Source organism: Frigidibacter sp. SD6-1, from assembly GCF_030143255.1.
In the GTDB taxonomy this organism is placed as follows: domain Bacteria; phylum Pseudomonadota; class Alphaproteobacteria; order Rhodobacterales; family Rhodobacteraceae; genus TMP-24.
In genome coordinates this window covers 407146-424595 of record NZ_JARJNR010000001.1, presented here as the reverse complement: position 1 = coordinate 424595, position 17450 = coordinate 407146, and the positions used below count along the sequence as shown (strand labels likewise).

17 protein-coding genes are annotated in these 17450 nt (G+C 65.6%); 4 read left to right on the top strand and 13 right to left on the bottom strand.

Going from position 1 to position 17450, the window contains the following annotated elements; genetic code table 11:
• Positions 1–45: 45 nt before the first annotated feature.
• The 11 genes from P0645_RS02070 to P0645_RS02020 all read right to left on the bottom strand — a co-directional run bounded on the left by P0645_RS02070 (position 46) and on the right by P0645_RS02020 (position 12482).
• Positions 46–825 (bottom strand): DUF2189 domain-containing protein, encoded by a 780-nt coding sequence (locus P0645_RS02070; protein WP_284162891.1) that lies wholly within the window; start codon positions 823–825, stop codon positions 46–48.
• Between the two features lie 73 nt (positions 826–898).
• Positions 899–1708 carry a 5-deoxy-glucuronate isomerase gene (gene iolB / locus P0645_RS02065; protein ID WP_284162890.1) on the bottom strand — a complete coding sequence of 270 codons (810 nt, stop codon included), beginning with the start codon at positions 1706–1708 and terminating at the stop codon, positions 899–901.
• A 70-nt stretch (positions 1709–1778) separates the two neighbouring features.
• Positions 1779–2672: a myo-inosose-2 dehydratase gene (gene iolE / locus P0645_RS02060; protein WP_284162888.1), complete on the bottom strand. Its 894-nt coding sequence runs from the start codon at positions 2670–2672 to the stop codon at positions 1779–1781.
• 9 nt (positions 2673–2681) lie between these two features.
• Positions 2682–4505 carry a 3D-(3,5/4)-trihydroxycyclohexane-1,2-dione acylhydrolase (decyclizing) gene (iolD, locus tag P0645_RS02055; protein ID WP_284162887.1) on the bottom strand — a complete coding sequence of 608 codons (1824 nt, stop codon included), beginning with the start codon at positions 4503–4505 and terminating at the stop codon, positions 2682–2684.
• Positions 4502–6400 carry a bifunctional 5-dehydro-2-deoxygluconokinase/5-dehydro-2-deoxyphosphogluconate aldolase gene (locus tag P0645_RS02050; RefSeq protein WP_284162886.1) on the bottom strand — a complete coding sequence of 633 codons (1899 nt, stop codon included), beginning with the start codon at positions 6398–6400 and terminating at the stop codon, positions 4502–4504. The genes iolD and P0645_RS02050 overlap by 4 nt, the downstream gene beginning before the upstream one ends.
• The gene (iolG, locus tag P0645_RS02045) at positions 6397–7404 is read right to left on the bottom strand and encodes an inositol 2-dehydrogenase (RefSeq protein WP_284162885.1); all 1008 of its coding nucleotides are present in this window, start codon (positions 7402–7404) and stop codon (positions 6397–6399) included. Before iolG ends, P0645_RS02050 begins: the two co-directional genes overlap by 4 nt.
• A gap of 82 nt (positions 7405–7486) precedes the next feature.
• Positions 7487–8254, bottom strand: coding sequence for an ATP-binding cassette domain-containing protein (locus P0645_RS02040; RefSeq protein WP_284162884.1), 768 nt, complete (start codon positions 8252–8254; stop codon positions 7487–7489).
• Between the two features lie 4 nt (positions 8255–8258).
• Positions 8259–9371 carry an ABC transporter permease gene (locus P0645_RS02035; protein WP_284162883.1) on the bottom strand — a complete coding sequence of 371 codons (1113 nt, stop codon included), beginning with the start codon at positions 9369–9371 and terminating at the stop codon, positions 8259–8261.
• 92 nt (positions 9372–9463) lie between these two features.
• Positions 9464–10405, bottom strand: a complete 942-nt coding sequence (locus P0645_RS02030; RefSeq protein ID WP_284162882.1) for a sugar ABC transporter substrate-binding protein — start codon at positions 10403–10405, stop codon at positions 9464–9466.
• Between the two features lie 84 nt (positions 10406–10489).
• Positions 10490–11308: a TIM barrel protein gene (locus P0645_RS02025; protein WP_284162881.1), complete on the bottom strand. Its 819-nt coding sequence runs from the start codon at positions 11306–11308 to the stop codon at positions 10490–10492.
• Between the two features lie 142 nt (positions 11309–11450).
• Positions 11451–12482, bottom strand: coding sequence for a LacI family DNA-binding transcriptional regulator (locus P0645_RS02020; RefSeq protein WP_284162880.1), 1032 nt, complete (start codon positions 12480–12482; stop codon positions 11451–11453).
• 132 nt (positions 12483–12614) lie between these two features.
• Here P0645_RS02020 and P0645_RS02015 point away from each other — a divergent pair, with 132 nt between their 5' ends.
• Genes P0645_RS02015 through P0645_RS02000 form a run of 4 tightly spaced genes read left to right on the top strand, consistent with a single transcriptional unit; the run spans position 12615 to position 15937 of the window.
• Positions 12615–13685: a fatty acid desaturase family protein gene (locus P0645_RS02015; RefSeq protein WP_284162879.1), complete on the top strand. Its 1071-nt coding sequence runs from the start codon at positions 12615–12617 to the stop codon at positions 13683–13685.
• Positions 13686–13692: 7 nt separating this feature from the next.
• Positions 13693–14007, top strand: coding sequence for a MocE family 2Fe-2S type ferredoxin (locus P0645_RS02010; protein ID WP_284162878.1), 315 nt, complete (start codon positions 13693–13695; stop codon positions 14005–14007).
• On the top strand, positions 14007–14807 hold the full coding sequence (locus P0645_RS02005; RefSeq protein WP_284162877.1) for a 3-methyl-2-oxobutanoate hydroxymethyltransferase: 801 nt from the start codon (positions 14007–14009) through the stop codon (positions 14805–14807). The genes P0645_RS02010 and P0645_RS02005 overlap by 1 nt, the downstream gene beginning before the upstream one ends.
• Positions 14804–15937, top strand: a complete 1134-nt coding sequence (locus P0645_RS02000) for a Gfo/Idh/MocA family protein (protein ID WP_284162876.1) — start codon at positions 14804–14806, stop codon at positions 15935–15937. Before P0645_RS02005 ends, P0645_RS02000 begins: the two co-directional genes overlap by 4 nt.
• Positions 15938–16050: 113 nt before the next feature.
• Here P0645_RS02000 and prfB read toward each other — a convergent pair whose 3' ends face one another.
• A complete protein-coding gene (gene prfB, locus P0645_RS01995; RefSeq protein ID WP_284162875.1) occupies positions 16051–17178 on the bottom strand; it encodes a peptide chain release factor 2 in 1128 nt (375 codons plus the stop codon).
• 81 nt (positions 17179–17259) lie between these two features.
• Positions 17260–17448, bottom strand: a complete 189-nt coding sequence (locus P0645_RS01990) for a hypothetical protein (protein ID WP_284162874.1) — start codon at positions 17446–17448, stop codon at positions 17260–17262.
• Between the last annotated feature and the right edge of the window lie 2 nt (positions 17449–17450).

Sequence of the window (17450 nt, the reverse complement as noted above, 5' to 3'; positions counted from 1 at the left end):
TCTCTTGAGGGCACTGCGGGGGCGGTGCCCTTTTTCGTTGGGGGTCTACTCCGTCAGCGCCCGGTACATATGCCAGCTTGCATGGCCAAGCACAGGCAATACGATCAGCAGCCCAAGGAACAGGGGCGCCATCCCCAGGACCAGCAGCAAAGTGATCGTCAGGCCCCAGGCGAGCATCGGCCAGAAATTCAGGACAGCCGCCTGAAAGCTGAGGATGATGGCCGAGATGAAATCGACCTCGCGGTCCAGAAGGACCGGCAGGCCCACAAGCACAATCCCGAAAAGGACGCCCGCGAACCCCGCCCCGACCAGCGTGCCGATCAGCAGCATCAAGGGCCCCTTGCCCTGCAGAAGAAAGTCGATCGGCCCCGCCCCCGCCGTCACCGAGGCGGGCGTCAGCCCGAGGAACAGCGCGAACATCGTATGGGCGACGAATATCCAGAACAGAAACAGCACCAGGATCACCGCCGTCATCGACGGCAATTGCCGGTCCTTCTGCCGGAAGATGGTGGCGAGCACGCCCGGCCAGCCCAGAGGCTCGCCCGCCTCGATCCTTCGGCTCACCTCATAAAGCCCGACGGCTGTGAACGGGCCCAGAAGCGGGAAACCCGCCACCACCGGAATGAGCCACCATTCCCGCCCCGCCGCGCTCGCGACCGCAAGCAGGAGCCAGCCGCCCAGCACATAGACGGCGCTGAAGAACAGCCCGAATGCGGGCGCCTTGCGAAAATCCCGGAAGCCCGCACCAAGGGCGGCGCCGATCACGCCCATGCCCACGGAACGCGCCTCCGGCAGGGCGTCGCCGCCCGTGTCCGGTTCGCTCATATGTCCTCCCCTGCGCGTCCTAAAACCGACGCTACGGCCAGCGACCCGCGCGGGCAAGACCCTTGGCGATGTCTCAGCTGGCACTGTCGCGCTCTGCGATCCAGCCATGGGCGGGATCGTTCGCGAACCGCCAGGCCCGGCGCGGCCCGGCCATGACGTTGAGATAATACATCTCATAGCCATAAGGCGCCCCGCAGGGATGATGCCCCTTCGGCACCAGCACCACATCATGGTCATGAACCGTCATCGTCTCATCGAGGCTGCCGTCCTCGGTATAGACCCGCTGGATGCCGAACCCCTGCGCAGGCTTCAGCCGGTGATAGTAGGTCTCCTCCAGATAGGTCATGCGCGGAAAATCGTCCTCGTCATGGCGGTGCGGCGGGTAGGAGGACCAGTGCCCGGCCGGCGTGAAGACTTCGGTCACCAGAAGGCTGTCGGCCACGTCGCGCCCCTCCATCGCGATATTGTTGATGAAGCGCTGGTTGGTCCCCACCCCGCGCGGGGTCAGTTCGATCCCCTCCGGCCCAAGCCGCCGCGCGGGCCTGCCGCCTTTCGCAGGCGCCGTACAGACCGCAAGCGTGCAACCGGTCGCCGCCACGGCCCGCCAGTCGCTGCCGGGCGGCACATACAGGCAATGCGGCGGCGTCCGCTCGAACGGGTCCATCCGCGCGCCCATCAGGCCAAAGGCCTGGGCTCCCGCCCAAAGCTCGGCCTTGCCCTCGACCAGCACGAGGATCGCCTCGCGCCCGCCCGTCGCCTCCGCCGCCGTCTCGCCCGCCGCCAGCCGGTAGAGCCCGAACCCGACATAGCCCCAGCCCGCGCCTGCCGGTGTGATGTCGTGGACCTTGCCGCTCGACCCGCTAGGCTCGCGCAAAAGCCTCATGTCACCCTCACTTTCTGTCCCGAAATACTCTCGGGGGGCCCGGGGGGCAGACAGCCCCCCGGCCTCCGCCTCAGATCAGACCCGTGCGGCCCGCAAAATGCTTCAGGCAGGCCAGTCCCATCATCTGATATTTCAGAGGATCGGCCTTCAGCGGATCCTGTTCCGCCTCGATCACCAGCCAGCCCTGATAGCCATGCTCGGCCGCCACTTTCAGGACGGGCATGAAATCGACACAGCCGCCCGGATCGCCCGGCACGGTAAAGACCCCGCGCCGCACCCCTTCCAGGAACGACAGCCCCCCCTCCCGCACCTGCCGCATCACCTCGGGCCGCACATTCTTGGCATGGATATGCCGGACCCGCCCCATGTGCCGCTGCGCGAGCGCCAACGGGTCGCCGCCCGCAAAGGTGCAATGGCCGGTATCTAGCAGCAGATGCGTCTGGGGCCCCGTTCCGGCCATCAGCCGGTCGACCTCGGCGTCTGTCTCGATCACCGTGCCCATATGGGGATGATAGACAAGCGTGATCCCCTGCGCCGCCGCATAAGCCGCCAGCGCCTCGACCCCGGTGCAGAAGCCCGGCCACTGATCCTCGCGCAGCTTCGGCCGGTTGTTCACCGCGACCGCGTCATTGCCATGGACCGAGTTCGACGTCTCGCAGGTGATGATGACCGTGCTGCCCATCGCCTTCAGAAGATCAAGGAAAGGCTGCATCGCCCGCTTCTCGGTCTCGATATCGTTCACAAGCAGGTTGAGCGAATGCCAGCCCGAGACGAAACGCAGCCCGCGCGGTTCAAGGACCGCCTTCAGGCCCTCGGCATCCTTCGGGAATTTGTTGCCTTTTTCAATGCCATCGAAACCGATCCTCACGCAATCGTCCAGACAGTGTTCCAGACTGATATGCCCGCCGATGGTGGGGTCGTCGTCGTTCGACCAGGCAATCGGGTTGGTGCCAAACAGGATCATTCTCGCCTCTCAGTTCCCGCGACGCGCCGTCAGCGCCGCTTCATATGTCGCCCGGGCCGCGCGCACTTCGGCGCGGTCCGATACTTCCGGCACCGCCACATCCCACCAATGGCCCCCCGCCGCCGTCGATGGCGCCGGATCGGTGTCGATCACGATCACCACCGGCCGGCCGGTGCCCTTCGCTGCCCGAAGTTCCCGTTCCAGTTCATTGATATCGCTTACCTTTACCGACTTCGCCCCCATCGACCCCGCATGGGCGGTGAAATCGATGGCAGAGGGCGTCACATGGCGGCTGTCGTCCAGAAGATTGTTGAACGGCACACCCCCGGTGCCCTGCTGCAGACGGTTGATGCAGCCAAAGCCGCGGTTGTCGGTGATCACCACGGTGAAGGGAATGCCCATCATCACGGCGGTCGCCAGTTCGGAATTGGCCATCATGTAGCTGCCGTCGCCGACCATGCAGATGACGTCCGCCTCCGGCCGCGCCATCTTGATCCCCATCGCGCCCGCGATCTCGTAGCCCATGCAGGAAAAGCCGTATTCCATGTGATAGCCGCCGGGCGCCGCATCCCAGATCTTGTGCAATTCGCCCGGCATGGTGCCGGCGGCCCCCATGATCACCGTTTCCGGCGCCGCCGTTCGCTGCACGGCCCCGATCACCTGCGCATCCGTCGGCAGCGCATTGCCCTGCGCCGGCGCGGCCTTTGCCGCCGCCGTCGCCTGCGCCCAGTCGCCGCGCAGGCCGGCGTCACTTTTCCATTTCTGCGATCCTATCGTCTTTCCAAAGGCTTGCAGAGCGATCTTTGCGTCACAGACCAGCGAAATCGCACCATGCTTGGCCGCGTCATAGGGCTGCACATTCACCGAAAGGATCCGCCGCGCGGGGTTCTTGAACAGGGCCCAGGAGCCCGTGGTGAAATCCTGAAACCGCGTGCCCAGCCCGATCACCAGATCGGCCGCCGCGCAGACCGCATTCGCCGCCGCGCCCCCGGTCACGCCGACCGGCCCGAAGTTCAGCGGATGGTCATGAGCGAGCGCCGACTTGCCGCCCTGCGTCTCGACGACCGGAATGCCGTGGGCCGAGGCAAAGGCCGCCAGCTCCACCTCCGCGTCCGAATAGATCACCCCGCCGCCCGCGACGATCACCGGCGCCTTCGCCGCCCGCAGCGCCGCGATGGCCGCAGCCAGTTCCTCCCGGTCCGGCTCCGGCCGCCGGATCGTCCAGACCCGCTCCTCGAAGAAGCTTGCGGGATAGTCATGGGCCTCGGCCTGCACATCCTGGCAGAAGGCCAGCGTCACCGGCCCGCAGTCGGCCGGGTCGGTCATCACCCGGAAGGCGCGCGGCAAGGCGGTCATGATCTGCTCGGGCCGGGTGATCCGGTCGAAATAGCGGCTGACCGCCTTGAAGCAATCGTTCGCGCTGACCGTCCCGTCGCCGAAATCCTCGATCTGCTGCAGAACCGGATCCGGCCCCCGGTTCGCGAACACATCGCCCGGCAGCAACAGGACCGGCAGCCGGTTCACATGCGCGACCGCCGCCGCCGTCACCAGATTGAGCGCCCCCGGCCCGATCGAGGTCGTGACCGCCATCGCCCGGCGCCGCTTCGCGGCCTTCGCATAGGCAATCGCCGCATGCGCCATCGTCTGTTCGTTGTGGCCTCGCCAGGTCGGAAAGCTGTCGCCCGCCGCCTGCAAGGCCTCGCCGATCCCCGCCACATTGCCATGGCCAAAGATCGCCCAGATACCCTCGATGAAGCGCGCGCCATCCGGGCCCTTCTGGGCGGACAGCCATTTCACCATGGCCTGGGCGGCGGTCAACCGGATCGTTTTCATTCTGTCTCTCCTCTCGCCGCATCCCAGACGCCGCACAGGCGGCGGAAATTGGCCGTCATCATCTCGACCGCCGCCCCATCGCCGATCTCGCCCGCCATCCAGGCCCGCGCGGCCTCGGCAAAGATCGTCCGCCCGACGGCAAAGCCCTTGACCAGCGGATAGCGCGCCGCCAGCCGGAAGCTTTCGCCGAGGTCCGCCTCGGACTGGCCCAGCCCCAGAACCACGATCCCGCGCGTATGGGCATCGTTGTCCTCGATTGCGCGGACCGTCGCGGCCCAGGCAGCGTCCGAGCGCATCGGTTCCAGCTTCCACCAGTCGGGGAAGATGCCGATCTCGTAGAACCGCCGGATCAGCCGGGCGACCGTGTCATCCGCAACCGGGCCGACCTTCGACGGGATCACTTCCAGAAGGAATTCCAGACGGTTGCGCCGCGTTGCTGCGAAAAGCCGCTGCAGCACCTCCTCCTGCCCGGCGCGCATGGCCGCATCGTCGTCGGGGTGACAGAAGCACAGGACCTTCACCACATGGCCCAGCGGCCATTCGTTCAGCCCGCCGAAGTCCGGTCCGATCTCGGGTTCCAGCGTCAGTGGCCGCGACCCCGGCCATTCCACCGGCCGGCCGATCCACAGGCCGGTCCCGGCGGATTTATGCAGGGCCGAACGGCCAAGGCGGCTGTCACACAGCACGCCATATCCGGGCTGCCCCCCGGCCACAGCTTGCGCAGCGTCCAGGCACAATTCCTTGAAACGGCTGATCTTAATCGCATCGGCGCCCGGCAGCTCCTCCAGCTGCGCGCGATGGTCGAAGGCAAAGACCCGCATCGTGGACCAGTCGCCCGACCGGTTCGTCGACCAATGGATCTGTTCCAGCGCCGCATCCTTCCTGAGCGCGCTCTCCTTCACGCCACGCTTGAGGAAGAACTGCAATTCCTCCCAGCTCGGATAGGCCGGCGTGCAGCCATGCCGGCTGACGGCGAAGGCGCCGCAGGCGTTCGCATAGGTCAGCGCCGTCCGCCAATCCGCGCCGTCCAGCCAGCCCTTCAAGAGGCCCGACATGAAGCCGTCGCCCGCGCCCAGCACGTTGAAGACCTCGATCGGAAAGCCCGGGCCGGTGATGCCGTCGTCAAGGCTCGGCGGGATCCGGCCTTCGAAGGCGGCGGCCCCCATCGGCCCGCGCTTGCAGACAAGCGTCGCGGAAGAAATCTCCCGGACCCTTGCCAAGGCCGCAAGCGTATCGGTCGCCCCGCCAGCGATATGAAATTCCTCTTCCGTTCCAACGATTAGATCGAAGATCTTCAGGTGCCCCTGCAGCTTCTCCGTCACCCGCGCGCTTTCGATGAACCGCGCCTCGCCCGCGCCATGGCCCGCGAGCCCCCAGAGGTTAGGCCGATAATCGATGTCGAGCGCGGTCTGGCAGCCATGCTTCCTGGCCAGCGCCAGCGCCTTCACGACCGCGGCCTCGGTCCTGGGGTGTGACAGATGCGTGCCCGTCACCACGAGGCAGCGCGCCTCGGCGATCAGCCCCTCGTCGATATCATCCTCGCAGAGCGCCATGTCGGCGCAATTCTCGCGATAGAAGATCAGCGGAAACTGCTTGTCGTCGCGGATGCCCAGCAGCACCAGCGCCGTCAGCCGTTCCGGGTCGGTCGTCACCCCCCGCACATCGACCCCTTCGCGCGCCAGTTCCTCGCGGATGAAGCGGCCCATATGCTCGTCGCCCACCCGGGTGATCAGCGCCGATTTCAGCCCCAGCCGCGCCGTTCCCGCCGCGATGTTCGTCGGCGAGCCGCCGATATATTTCTGGAACGACGCCATGTCCTCCAGCCGCCCGCCCACCTGCGCGCCATAAAGATCGACCGACGCGCGGCCGATGGTGATCAGATCCAGCCTTTTCACTGCGAAAGCACTTCCGCGACACGGACGGTCCGGCCCTCGGTCGCCGATATCAGCGCCGCATCGGCCAGCGCCAGCGCCTGCATCCCGTCCTCGCCCGAGGGGCTGATCGCCGCGCCCTCGGTGATCCCGGCGATGAAGGTCGCGATCTCGGCCGCATAGGCCTCGGTATAGCGCGTCATGAAGAAATCGTGCAGTGGCGGACGGTTATAGCCCGAAGCTGAGGCAATTTCGATGGACACGGGCCGCTGGTTTTCCGCAGATGCCACGCCCAGCGAGCCATGCACCTCGATCCGTTGATCGTAACCATAGGTCGCGCGGCGGGAATTGGAGATCAGGCACTGCCTGCCCGATGCGGTGCGCAAGATCACCGACACGCTGTCGAAATCCCCCGCCGCGCCGATGGCCTTGTCGACAAGCACCGAGGCCGAGGCCTGCACCGTCTCGACCTCCTCGCCCAGAAGAAACCGCGCCATGTCGAAATCATGGATCGTCATGTCGCGGAAGATGCCCCCCGACCGGGCGATATAGGCGAGCGGCGGCGGCCCGGGGTCGCGCGAGGTGATCGTCACCATCTCGACCGCGCCGATCCGGCCCTCGTCGATGGCGGCGCGCACGGCGCGGAAATGCGGGTCGAACCGGCGATTGAAGCCGACCATCAGCCGCGCGCCCGTCGCCTCGACCACCCTAAGGCAGTCGCGGACGCGCGCCAGCGACAGATCGACCGGCTTCTCACAAAAGATCGCCTTTCCGGCCCGCGCGAAACGCTCGATCAGGTCGGCATGGGTCGTGGTCGGCGTGCAGATCACCACCGCATCCACGTCCGCAGCGCCTTCGATCTCCTCGATCGTGCGGATGTCGCAGCCATATTGCCCCGCGACCGCCGCTGCCGCCTCGGGCAGAGCATCGGCCACCGCGACGAGTCGCGCCTTCGCGTCCGCCGAGATTGCCTTCGCATGCACCCGCCCGATGCGCCCGGCCCCCAAAAGCCCGAACCTCACAGTCATCTTTTCTCTCCTTTCGGGTTCCATGCCCGATTTTCCGGTAACCGGCCGCCCCCGGGCGGGGGCCACGATTCAAGTGCCTGCCCTAAGCGTCGGCCACATCGGCCCCGCCCTTCACCCCGGTGATGTAGCTGACGATGTCATTGCCGTCGGTCTCGTCGCGGTTCAGCGAGGCGACGATCCGGCCGCGCCGGAACACGACGATCCGGTCCACTAGGTCGAAGACCTGGCGCAGGTTATGGCTGATCAGGATCATCGGAATTCCGCGTTCCTTCAGCCCCCGGATGATATTCTCGACCTGCGCGGTTTCCTGCACGCCAAGCGCCGCTGTCGGCTCGTCCATGATCACCAGCTTCGAGGCAAAGGCCGCTGTCCGCGCAATCGAGACGCACTGGCGCTGGCCGCCCGACATGTTGCGGATCGGATTGTCGACATTGGGGATCTTCACCGCCGTCGTTTTCAGCGCCTCCAGCGTCCGGTCGCGCATCGCCTTGCGGTCGAGCCAGGAGAAGGGGCCGAAGCGCCATTTGAACAGCTCGCGCCCGAGGAACAGGTTCGAGGGCACGTCGAGGTCATCGGCCAGCGCCAGCGTCTGGAACACCGTCTCGATCCCTGCCTCGCGGGCGGCGAGCGGGTCGGCGAACTCCACCTCGCGCCCGTCGAAGAATATCTGGCCCGACGTCTTCTGCTCGACCGCCGTCACCTGCCGCACGAAGGTGGATTTGCCCGCGCCATTGTCGCCGACAACCGCCACATGTTCGCCCGCGCGCAGGATGAAATCGGCGTCCTCCAGCGCGTGGACGCCACCGTAGCGCTTGGTCAGGCCGCGCGTTTCAAGAACGATATCACTCATGGCCTTACCCCCTCGCCCGCTGCCGCTGGCGCCACTGGTCAAGAACGACCGCCGCCACGATGATCGCGCCCTTCACCATCTCCTGGTAATAGGCATCGAGCCGGATCGAGGTGAAACCCGAGATGATCGTCGAAAAGATCATCGCCCCCAGCACGGTCCCGAGGATCGAGCCGCGCCCGCCCGAAAGCGATATGCCGCCGATCACCGCCATGGCGATGGCGTCCAGTTCGTACATCACCCCCATGCCGGCCTGCGCCGTCAGGTTCTTCGACGTCAGAAGGATCGCCGCCACGGCCGCGAGGCATCCGGCGATCGTGTAGACCAGCACCTTGTGGCGATCGACATTGATCCCCGACATCCGCGCCGCCGCCTCGTTCGAGCCGATGGCATAGCTGCGCTTGCCATAGACGGTGCGCGTCATCAGCACATGAAAAAGGATCGCCAGCACGACGAAGACCACTGCCGGGTTCTGGCCCGGCCAGGGCAGCGCCCCGAAGGTCAGGGTACCGAGGATATCGCCGTTCGACAGATGGCTGTAGCTTTCGGTCGGAAAGGACACCGGCTGGCCGTTCGACCACCAGCGCGCGACACCGCGCGCCGTCACCATCATGCCGAGCGTCGCAATGAAGGGCGGAATGCGGGTATAGGCGATCAACAGGCCGTTCACGACCCCCGCAAGCACGCCGCAGCCCATGCCGACGACAATCGGCACGATCACCGGCAGGTCCATCGCCCAGTCGCCGAAGATCGCCTTGGGATTGGGATTGCCATTCACCAGCGCGGTCTGGGCAAAGCTCATCACGATCATCGCCGTCGCGCCGACGAGCGAGCCGGAGGAAAGGTCGATCCCGCCAAGGATGATCACCTGCGTCACGCCGATGGCGATGATGCCGGTGATCGCCACCTGCAGGATCATGATGTCGAGCCGCTGCTTGTTGAAGATCGCGTCGACATTGTCGCGCATGTTGAACAGAAAGCTCGACCCGTTCAGCCGGTTCAGGACCTCGAAGATGAAGACGATCAGCAAGAGCGCGAAGAACACGTTCCATTCCGCCGCGCGCGTTCGCTTGGTGGGGTCATATTTCAGACCTCCAAGCCCGTGGGTCGTCTGTGCCACCGCTTCCCCTTTCGTCTGTTCCTCTCATCCCGGCCTTGCGGCAGGGGGAAAGGGCGGCCGACCGGCCGCCCCGCCCGTTCCGGACACCCGGATCAGTTCTTGCTCAGATAGTCGGCGACATTTGCCGGGGTCACCAGTTCGAAGGGCACCCACACCGTCTGATCGACCGCCTCGCCCTTGGCGAGAGCCACGGCGGCGTTGAGCGAACCCGACCCTTGCGCCGCGGCGTTCTGGAACACGGTCACGTCGAGATCGCCGGCCTGCATGGCGGCCAGCGCATCCTGCGTCGCATCGACACCGCCGACCTGAACCGCGGCCATGTCGATCCCCGCCGCCTTCATCGCCTGAATGGCGCCGATCGCCATCTCGTCGTTGTTGGCGATCACGCCGTCGAACGCCGTGCCGGTCGACAGCCAGTTGGTCATCAGGTTCTGCGCCTGATCGCGGCTCCAGTTGGCGGTCTGCTGGTCGATGACATTGACCTTCACCTTGCACTTGCCCGCCTCGATCACATCATAGATGTCCTGGGTCCGCTGGACGGCCGCCTGGTTCGACAGTTCGCCCTGCATGACATAGACATTGACCTCGGACTTGCCCTCGGCTGCCCAGTTGTCGCAGAGCGCGATGGTTTCGAGCGTCCCCGAATCCACCTCGTTCGAGGCGACGAAGGCCTGGTTGTCGGGAAGCGAGTCGAGGTTGATCGGCTGGCGGTTCACATAGACGAGCGGCACGCCCGCCGCCGCCGCCGCATCGGACATGGCCTGCGTGGCCGACGTATCGACCGGGTTGACGATGATCGCATTCACGCCCGAGGCGATGAAATTGTTGATCTGGTCAAGCTGCTTGGCTACGTCGTTCTGCGCATCCTCGATCTGCACCGTCACGCCCTGTTCGTCGGCGTATTTCTGGATGCCGTTCCTGAGGACCGTCAGGAAGTTGTCGTCAAAGAGCGCCATAGAAACGCCGACCGTTTCGGCCATGGCCGTCGTCCCCATCAACGTCGCGAACCCGGCAATCAGAATGGTTTTTCTCATCTTCTTCCTCCCATAGCGGCGTCCGGCACGCCCTGATATGAAATCTGCACCGGAAGGCCCTCTGCGGGGCCCGTCACTCGCCGGTCAGGCGGCAATTTGCGCCAACGCCTGACCGATGAATTTCATGGATGCGTGAAGCGCCGCGCCCGGGTCGGCCAGCGCATGAACCTCGGTTGCGAATGCCTCGAACGAGACCGGCCCGCGCCAGCCCGCCGCCTCGAAGGCCGCGATCTGTTCGACATTGCCCAGCCGGTCGTGCCCGTCGATCAGCACCCGGTGGGCATCCTGCATCTCTTCCGCCGCGACCGCAGGCGCGGTGACGCCGGAGATATGGATGATCCCGGTATGGTCCGGGTAGATCGGCCCGCCACCTGCAAGGAAATGGTGGAACGTGTCATGCACCAGCCGAAAGCGGCCCGTGGCGCCAAGCGCTTCGATCGCCTCCACCGCCTCGGCCTTGTGGCGCAAAGCGCAGATCGGAAAGCCCAGAGGTTCGACCATGCCGATCAGGTCATGGTCCTCGAGCATCGGTTTCAGCTCGCGCAGCGCGAGCCGCAGGTTCGCCTGCCGCTCGCCGTTGCCCATGCCCTGATTGTCGTTGCGGGGAATGAGGCTGACCGCCTCGGCCCCGGCGGCCTTCGCGATGCGGATCAACGAAAGCGCCTCGCCCGCCTTGTCAGGCGACCAATCGTTGAAGCGCTTGACCTCGGCCAGCGCCAGAAGCCTCAGGCCCGCGCCCCTGATCCGCGCCCCCGCCTCTTCGGGTCCAAGCCCGTCGAACAACGGTCCCGGCAGATCGTTGCGCAGCTCGACCCCGGCCAGCCCAAGATCGCGAGCCAGCGTCAGAAGGCCCTCGAAGCCCATCCGCGCCACCGTCATGTGATTGATCGCAAACTGGACCATCGCCGCCCCCTCTTGCCGCAGTGTGAAGCCGCCCTCGCCGCGCAGACCCTGTGCCCGCGGCGTGAGTCGGGTCAACCGCTGGGGAGGTATTTCACATCATGTATGACGTGAAATGACGCCAGACAATGATGCAATCAAGTCATCATACCGACTCGGGAATATAAAGTTCGGGCTGCAGGAAATGCTGGCCGGGGATGCCCGTGCTGCCATTCTGGACCGCCTGAATCATGAGCGCGACGATCTCCCGGCAGAGCTTCTCCAGCGGAGTCGAGATCACCATCGCCACATAGCGATCCTGCAGCGCGCTGCGCGATTCCGGTGTCAGCTCATTGACCACCAGCGCCACCTCGCCTGGTGCCCGCGCCTCGCGCAGCGCGGCAATCGCGCCCTCCATGCCGCCGCCCGCCAGATAGATGCCGCTCAGGTCGGGATGGCGGCCCAGAAGGTCGAGCGTCGCCTCGTAGGTCAGTTGCCGCGTTTCGAGGTTCACCAGAGTGTCGAGGATGGTGAATTGCGGCGCCAGCTCGCGGATATAGCTGCGAAAGCCGGTCTCGCGCAGTTCGTGCCCGTGCCAGCGATACCCCCCGACGAAAACCGCCAGCTTTCCCGGCCGGTGCACCGCCGTCGCCAGCATCGAGGCGGCGATGCGGCCAACCCTCAGATTGTTCAAGCCCACATAGTTCTGTCGCACGCCTTGCGCGAAATCGTTCAGAAGCGCGAAACAGGGAATGCCTGCTTGCGTCAGTTCCTCGACCGCCGCCGTTACCTCGTGATGCGTGACCGCCGTCGCGCCGACCACGTCCGCGCGGCCCTTCATCCCCGCCATCAGCTTCGCGAAATCGCCCGGCGCCTGCGAGGCGGCATATTGGATGATCACCTCGCCCCTGACGCCGGTCGCCTGTTCGACCGCCTTCTGGATCTGTTGATGAAAGGCCTGATAGAAGGCCTGCCGTTCCTTGTGCAGCACAAAGCCGAAGCGCACCCGCGGCAGGTCGGGCTGCAATCGCTGTGCCAGAAGCGGCGCGGCGTGATAGCCGATGGCGCGGGCGGCCTCATAGACACGGCGCGCGGTTTCCTCGCGCACTTTCAGGCGGCCGTTCAGCACCCGGTCCACGGTCGCCGCGCTGACCCCCGAGGCGGCCGCCAGATCCTGTATCGTCGGTCGCTTCGCCATGTCGCCCTGCAAGTTTTACATCACAATCCACATCATAGTTTGACGGCTTTTGATGTAATGACAAGCCCGGCAATAGGCGACTGTCCCGACTGCCCCTATCCTTCCCGCGACTCGAACGGCCGGGGGAGCGCCATGAGAAACTACAGCCTGATCGGCCCGGATGCCGAACGCGCGGTGGCGGCGGGGCTGGCCGCCGCCGACTGGTATCATTCCGATATTCCGCGCAAGGAGATGAAGGCGCTCATGGCGCGCGAGGATGGGCCTGCGATCCGCGACACGGCAGTTCTTTACGGCGCGATGATCCTGTTTGCGGGCCTCGGCACCTGGCTCTGGCCCAGCCTGTGGTCGGCGCCCTTCTGGCTCGCCTACGGCGTTCTGTACGGCTCTGCCTCCGATTCTCGCTGGCATGAATGCGGTCACGGCACGGCCTTCCGCACGGCGTGGATGAACAACGCCGTCTATCACATTGCAAGCTTCATGATCGTCCGCAATCCGGTGACCTGGCGCTGGAGCCATGCCCGCCACCACACCGACACGATCATTGTCGGCCGCGACCCCGAAATCGCGGTGATGCGCCCGCCCGCCGCACTCAGGCTCCTGTCGAACTTCTTCGGTCTCGCCGATGCCTGGGCGGGCTGGCGCCGCATGCTGCTGAACGCCTCGGGCCGGCTCGCCCCCGAGGAGGCGACCTTCATCCCCGAAAGCGACCGGCCGAAGGTCGTGGCCGTGGCCCGTGTCTGGGTCCTCATCTACGCCGCCACCATTGCGCTTGCGCTCTGGACGGGCTCGATCCTGCCGCTGATGGTCATCGGACTGCCCCGCCTGTACGGCGCCTGGCATCATGTGATGACCGGCCTGCTGCAGCATGGCGGCTTGGCCGACAATGTCATCGACCACCGGCTGAACAGCCGCACCGTCTACATGAACCCGATCAGCCGCTTCATCTACTGGAACATGAACTATCATATCGAACATCACATGTTCCCGATGGTGCCCTATCACCGGCTGCCGGACCTGCACGAACGCATCAGGGGCGACCTGCCCGTGCCCACGCCCTCTATCTGGGCGGGCTACCGCGAGATGCTGCCCGTCCTGATGCGCCAGTTGCGCGGCGAGGAGCTGTTCCTCAAGCGTGCCCTGCCCGCCACAGCCCGGCCCTACCGGGAAGAGCTTCACCTGGCCTCGGGCCAGCCCGCTGAATGAGGACAAGATGACCGACTGGATCGACGCCTGCGCCACCGACGAGATCGACGAGGAGGATGTGATCCGCTTCGATCACGCGGGCCGCACCTATGCCATCTACCACAGCCCGGATGGCGAATTCTTCTGCACCGACGGGCTTTGCACCCATGAACAGGTGCATCTCGCCGAAGGGCTGGTGATGGATCATGTGATCGAATGCCCCAAGCACAACGGCCAGTTCGACTACCGCACCGGCGAAGCGAAACGCGCGCCGGTCTGCGTCAACCTCGCCACATACCCGACAAGGGTCGAAGGCGGCCGCGTCCAGATCAAGGTGTCGTGATGGCCCCGCCCACCGTCCATGACCTGCTCGGCCAGCGCGGCAAGCACCAATATGCGATGCTGCGCGTCGAAACGCTTGAAGAGGCGGCGGCCGCCGCCGAGGCGGGGCTTGAACTTCTGTCCGTCCCGCCCGCGATGATCTTCGACCGCCGATTCCGTGAGGCAGCGCCGAACGCTTTCGCCTTCCCCGGTGAGAACTATTTCGAGATCGGCGGAACGGAGGATTTCCTGAAATGGGCTTTCCCGCTGATGAAACACGGGGCGGATGCAGTCTATTGCTCGGGCTCGCTTGCCACGGTCCGCGCGCTTGCCGATCATGGAATAGCGGTCTGCGGCCATGTCGGCCTCATCCCGTCGAAACGCACCTGGACCGGCGGTTTCCGGGCCGTGGGCAAGACGTTCGAGACCGCGCAAATGGTGTGGCGCCAGGTCCGCGCGCTGGAGGAGGCAGGCGCCTTCGCCGCCGAGATCGAGGTGGTGCCCCATGCGATCACGCGGGCCATCGCCGAAAAGACCTCGCTCTTCCTCATCTCGATGGGGGCGGGTTCGGCGGGCCATGCGCAATATCTCTTTGCCGACGATGTGCTCGGCCAGAACCGGGGCCATGTGCCGCGCCATGCAAAGCTCTACGCAAACCTCGCCGCCGAACAGGACCGGCTGCAGGCGATCCGGACCGACGCGATGCGGCGCTTCGCGGCGGAGGTGCATGACGGGCTCTATCCCGCGCCCCAGCATCTGGTGGACAGCGAGCCCGAGGTCGTCGAGGCCTTCCGCGACTGGCTTAAGGGAGAGGCAACATGACGGGCGCAATCGGCGTCGGCCTGATCGGCACCGGCTTCATGGGCAAGAGCCACGCGATCGCCTGGGCCAATGCTGGCCGGGTGATGGGCGACCTGCCGCCCGTGCAGCTGGAGCTTCTGTGCGACACGCCTTCCGACAAGGCGCAGGCGATGGCCCGCCAGTTCGGCTTTGCCCGCGCGACCGGCGACTGGCGGGCGCTTGTCACCGACCCGGCCGTCGATGTGGTTTCGATCACGACCCCGAACGGCCTGCATCGCGAGATCGCCGTCGCCGCGCTGCAGGCCGGCAAGCATGTCTGGTGCGAAAAGCCCATGGCGCTCACCCTTGCCGATGCCGAGGCGATGGCCGATGCCGCGCGCAAGGCCGGCCGCGCCACGCTTCTGGGCTACAATTACATCCGCAACCCCGCCGTCCAGCATGCCGTGTGGCTGGTGAAGGCGGGCCGGATCGGCCGCCCGGTGCATTTCCGCGGCTGGGTCGACGAGGATTATCAGGCCGACCCGACCCTCGAATGGACCTGGCGCGCCCGCAAGGCCGATGCGGGCCTTGGCGCCCTTGGCGATCTCGGCTGCCATCTCGTCTCGATGATGCTCCTCCTCATGGGCCCGGTCGACAGCCTGATCGCCGACGCCCAGATCATCCACCAGACCCGTCCCCTGCCCGGCGGGGGCCGGGCGGCGGTGGAAAACGAGGATACGGCGACCGCCATCCTGCGCTTCGCCTCCGGCGCGCAGGGCTCGCTTTGCACGTCGCGCTCGGCGTGGGGAAGAAAGAACCGGTTGGATTTCGAGGTGCATGGCACGAAAGGCATGATCGCCTTCGCCCAGGAACGGATGAACGAGCTGAAGCTTTATGTGAATGAGGGCGAGGCGTCAGAGGCGGGCTTCCGCACCCTCCTGACCGGCCCGGCCCATCCGCCCTTCGGCGCCTTCACCCCTGCCCCCGGCCACCAGATCGGCTTCAACGATCTGAAGGTGATCGAGGCCGCCGGGCTGATCCAGACCATCGCGGGCGATGCAACCGCCTGGCCGGACTTCAGCGAAGGTGTGAAGATCGAGCGGATCATCCATGGCATCGCCGAGGCCGCTGCAACGGGCGTTCGCAAGACCTTCAGCGCGGGCGAAGCGTGAAGGTGGGACGCCTCCGGCGGGAGTATTTGGTCAAAGAAGAAACACAAGCATCTTCTTCTTTGACCAAATACTCCGGGGAGCGCGAGGGGCAGCGCCCCTCGCCCTTCTCCGCCCTATTCCTCGCCCTGCGCCTCGGCCCGGCTCTTGCCCGCGACATCCATGGCCAGCGTCGCCGCCATGAACCCGTCGAGATCGCCGTCGAGCACGCCCTGGGTGTCCGACGTCTCGTGCCCGGTGCGCAGGTCCTTCACCATCTGGTAGGGCTGCAGCACGTAAGACCGGATCTGGTTGCCCCAGCCCGCATCGCCCTTGTTCTCGTGCGCCGCCGTGATCGCGGCGTTCCGCTTGTCCAGTTCCAGCTGATAGAGCCTTGATCTGAGCGCGTTCATCGCAATCTCGCGGTTCTGGTGCTGGGACTTCATCGAGGAGGTCACGACGATATTGGTGGGCAGGTGGGTGATCCTGACCGCCGAGTCGGTGGTGTTGACGTGCTGTCCGCCCGCACCCGACGAACGATAGGTGTCGATGCGGATATCGCTGTCGGGAATGTTGATCTCGATATTCTCGTCAACCACCGGATAAACCCAGACCGAAGAGAAGGACGTATGCCGCCGCGCCGCACTGTCGTAGGGCGAGATGCGGACAAGGCGATGGACGCCCGATTCCGATTTCAGCCAGCCATAGGCGTTCGGCCCGGACACCTTGTAGGAGACCGAGCGGATGCCCGCCTCCTCGCCTGCCGTCTCGGACTGCATCTCGACCTTGTAACCCTTCTTTTCCGCCCAACGCACATACATGCGCGCAAGCATCGAGGCCCAGTCACAGCTTTCCGTGCCGCCAGCGCCCGCGTTGATCTCGAGGAACGTGTCATTGCCGTCGGCCTCGCCATCCAGCAAAGCCTCAAGTTCCTTCGCCGCGGAAAATTCACGCAGCTCTTTCAGGCTTTTCTCGGCCTCGGAAACGATTTCCTGATCGCCCTCCATCTCGCCCAGTTCGATCAGTTCGACATTGTCGGTCAGCTCGCGGTCGATCTTGCGATAGGTCTCGACCTTGTCCATCAGCATCTGCCGGTCGCGCATCAGCTTCTGGGCGCGCGCAGGGTCGGACCAGAGGTTGCCATCCTCGATCATCGCGTTGAATTCTTCCAGCCGGTGGGGGGCGGTTTCCCAATCCATGCGCTGGCCGAGAAGCGTCAGCGACTTCCGGATCGCTTCCACGATGTTCTGGGTTTCCGCGCGCATCTTCGTCCTCTCAGCCGTCCGCTGCGCCTGATACAGGAGCAGGCGGTGCCGGACAAGGGCGCGGTCGGGGCCAGCCGGGGATCAGCGCAGCCAGCGCGTCAGCCTGCGGACCATACGCATCTTCTTGGCCATGTCGCGTTCGTTGGTGCGGATGCGGGCACGGCCCTCCGCGCTCGTCTCATCGCCGCCGCGCCGGGCGAGCCAACGCGGCAGATGACGAAGGACCGTGTTCATCGTCGCCCGGATCAGCATGCCTATCGCGCGGTCCATTT

Coding starts and splice junctions, on each gene's coding strand:
- iolB (WP_284162890.1), bottom strand. CDS start 1,708: ATGAGGCTTTTGCGCGAGCCTAGCGGGTCGAGCGGCAAGGTCCACGAC.
- P0645_RS01990 (WP_284162874.1), bottom strand. CDS start 17,448: ATGGACCGCGCGATAGGCATGCTGATCCGGGCGACGATGAACACGGTC.
- P0645_RS02025 (WP_284162881.1), bottom strand. CDS start 11,308: ATGGTCCAGTTTGCGATCAATCACATGACGGTGGCGCGGATGGGCTTC.
- P0645_RS02030 (WP_284162882.1), bottom strand. CDS start 10,405: ATGAGAAAAACCATTCTGATTGCCGGGTTCGCGACGTTGATGGGGACG.
- P0645_RS02000 (WP_284162876.1), top strand. CDS start 14,804: ATGACGGGCGCAATCGGCGTCGGCCTGATCGGCACCGGCTTCATGGGC.
- prfB (WP_284162875.1), bottom strand. CDS start 17,178: ATGCGCGCGGAAACCCAGAACATCGTGGAAGCGATCCGGAAGTCGCTG.
- P0645_RS02040 (WP_284162884.1), bottom strand. CDS start 8,254: ATGAGTGATATCGTTCTTGAAACGCGCGGCCTGACCAAGCGCTACGGT.
- iolG (WP_284162885.1), bottom strand. CDS start 7,404: ATGACTGTGAGGTTCGGGCTTTTGGGGGCCGGGCGCATCGGGCGGGTG.
- iolE (WP_284162888.1), bottom strand. CDS start 2,672: ATGATCCTGTTTGGCACCAACCCGATTGCCTGGTCGAACGACGACGAC.
- P0645_RS02020 (WP_284162880.1), bottom strand. CDS start 12,482: ATGGCGAAGCGACCGACGATACAGGATCTGGCGGCCGCCTCGGGGGTC.
- iolD (WP_284162887.1), bottom strand. CDS start 4,505: ATGAAAACGATCCGGTTGACCGCCGCCCAGGCCATGGTGAAATGGCTG.
- P0645_RS02015 (WP_284162879.1), top strand. CDS start 12,615: ATGAGAAACTACAGCCTGATCGGCCCGGATGCCGAACGCGCGGTGGCG.
- P0645_RS02005 (WP_284162877.1), top strand. CDS start 14,007: ATGGCCCCGCCCACCGTCCATGACCTGCTCGGCCAGCGCGGCAAGCAC.
- P0645_RS02010 (WP_284162878.1), top strand. CDS start 13,693: ATGACCGACTGGATCGACGCCTGCGCCACCGACGAGATCGACGAGGAG.
- P0645_RS02070 (WP_284162891.1), bottom strand. CDS start 825: ATGAGCGAACCGGACACGGGCGGCGACGCCCTGCCGGAGGCGCGTTCC.